General features: G+C 76.8%; 3 protein-coding genes. 1 reads left to right on the top strand and 2 read right to left on the bottom strand.

Going from position 1 to position 1,582, the window contains the following annotated elements:
* Positions 1-258: aminotransferase class III-fold pyridoxal phosphate-dependent enzyme (locus HGCM_RS17355; RefSeq protein ID WP_040398984.1), on the top strand; the 258-nt coding region annotated here is incomplete at its 5' end.
* A 22-nt stretch (positions 259-280) separates the two neighbouring features.
* Here the strand turns inward: HGCM_RS17355 and HGCM_RS06880 are convergent.
* The gene (locus tag HGCM_RS06880) at positions 281-712 is read right to left on the bottom strand and encodes a YkvA family protein (RefSeq protein ID WP_019136116.1); all 432 of its coding nucleotides are present in this window, start codon (positions 710-712) and stop codon (positions 281-283) included.
* Positions 713-801: 89 nt separating this feature from the next.
* On the bottom strand, positions 802-1,582 hold a 781-nt coding region (locus HGCM_RS06875), incomplete at its 5' end, for a CAP domain-containing protein (RefSeq protein WP_370906321.1).

Here is a 1,582-nt window from a genome sequence, read left to right as displayed (position 1 = left end):
GGCGCCCGGCTCGACGCGCTGGTCGCCGCCGGCCGGCTGGCCGCGGTGCGCCGCGTCGGGCTGTGGGCCGGGCTCGACGTCGCGCCCGGCGTCCCCGGCGGCCCCGCCACCGGCCGGGAGCTGTGCGAGCGCCTGCTCGAGCGCGGCGTCCTCGCGAAGGACACGCACGGCCGCACGATCCGCCTCGCGCCGCCGCTGACGATCACGGCCGACGAGCTCGACCTCGCGGCCGACCGCCTCGTCGACGCCCTGGGCTGACCACCGACGCCGCCCGCCGCGCCTAGCCCGCGGCGGGCGGCGGTCCCAGCCCGCACAGCCGCCGCAGCACCGCCATCCCCTGCGGCGTGCCGGGCCAGTGCCGCTCCAGCGCGCCGGCTCCCGCCCGGCGCACGACGGAGCGCAGGACGAGCGCGACGACCACCGCGTCGTCCGCGTACCCGACCACCGGCAGCACGTCCGGGACGAGGTCGAACGGCAGCAGCAGGTAGCCCAGCAGCAGCCACAGCCGCCACCGCACGCCGCGCGGCAGCGCGGGGTCGGCCGCCAGCCGGCGCACCAGCCGGACCACGTCGGGCAGCAGGCGCAGCGCCTCCCGCAGCGTCACCGGGTCGGCCGTGCGCCGGGCCGCGACCAGCAGCGCCACGACGAGCAGCGCCCAGACGAGGAGCAGCCCGGCCGCGACCGCGGCCACCGGCTGCCACCACGCGTCCATCACGCCCCCGTGCCCGTCCGACCCGCCATTGATCCTGACGCGACGACGCCGCCCGGCACGAGCCGGGCGGCGTCGTCGACGTCCGCGGGTCAGGTGAAGTTGACCGCCCCGAACAGGAAGCCGTCGTTGCTCGCGCCGCCGACGTACATCGTCGACAGGCCCTTCTTCGTCAGCCAGTAGTTGTGGCCCGGCGAGCGGGACCACAGCGTGACGAGGCGCGCGGCGCTGCCGGTGTAGGTGCAGCCCACGATCTTGTCGCGGCCCGAGTGCCAGATGCCGCCGCGCGTCGCCATGTCCTTCGAGTGGCTGACCATCGTGCTGGAGACGACGATGCGCAGCTTCTTGAGGCCCTTCTTCGCGCGGTAGGCGTTGATCGCCCGGCCGATCGCCGACGAGCCGCTCTGGTACGCGCCCGCGCCGCCCGAGCCCTGGCACCGCAGACCGCCGGACGGGATCGCCTTGACGCGGCTCGACGTGGCGACGGTCCGGACCGTCGTCGGCTTGGTCGTCGTGCTCGTGCCGGTCGAGCGCGACGTGGCCGCCTTCGTCCGGGTCGTGGTCGTCGCCGTCGAGCGGGGCGTCGTGAGCACGGCGGCCTTCGCGCGGGCCGCCTTGTCCGCCGCCGCCTTGGCGGCGGCCTTCTTCGCCTTGACCCAGGAGCGCTCCGCCTTCTGGGCCGCCGTCACGGCCGTCGGCAGCGCCGCCGTCGTGCTCGCGAGCGTCGCGATGCTGGCGTCGTCGTCGGCAACGTGCTGCGCCGCCGTGGTCACCGCCGCCTGCAGCGCGTCGTCGTGCGCCTTGCCGCCGTGCTTCGTCGCGCCGAGGGCCCGGCGCGCCGTCGCGAGCGCCGCCTGCAGGTCCGTCACGGCC

Source organism: Cellulomonas massiliensis JC225, assembly GCF_000312005.1.
Lineage (GTDB): Bacteria > Actinomycetota > Actinomycetes > Actinomycetales > Cellulomonadaceae > Cellulomonas > Cellulomonas massiliensis.
The sequence above is the reverse complement of the archived record's forward strand: the minus strand, read 5'-3'. Positions and strand labels throughout refer to the sequence as shown.

Coding starts and splice junctions, on each gene's coding strand:
- HGCM_RS06880 (WP_019136116.1), bottom strand. CDS start 712: ATGGACGCGTGGTGGCAGCCGGTGGCCGCGGTCGCGGCCGGGCTGCTC.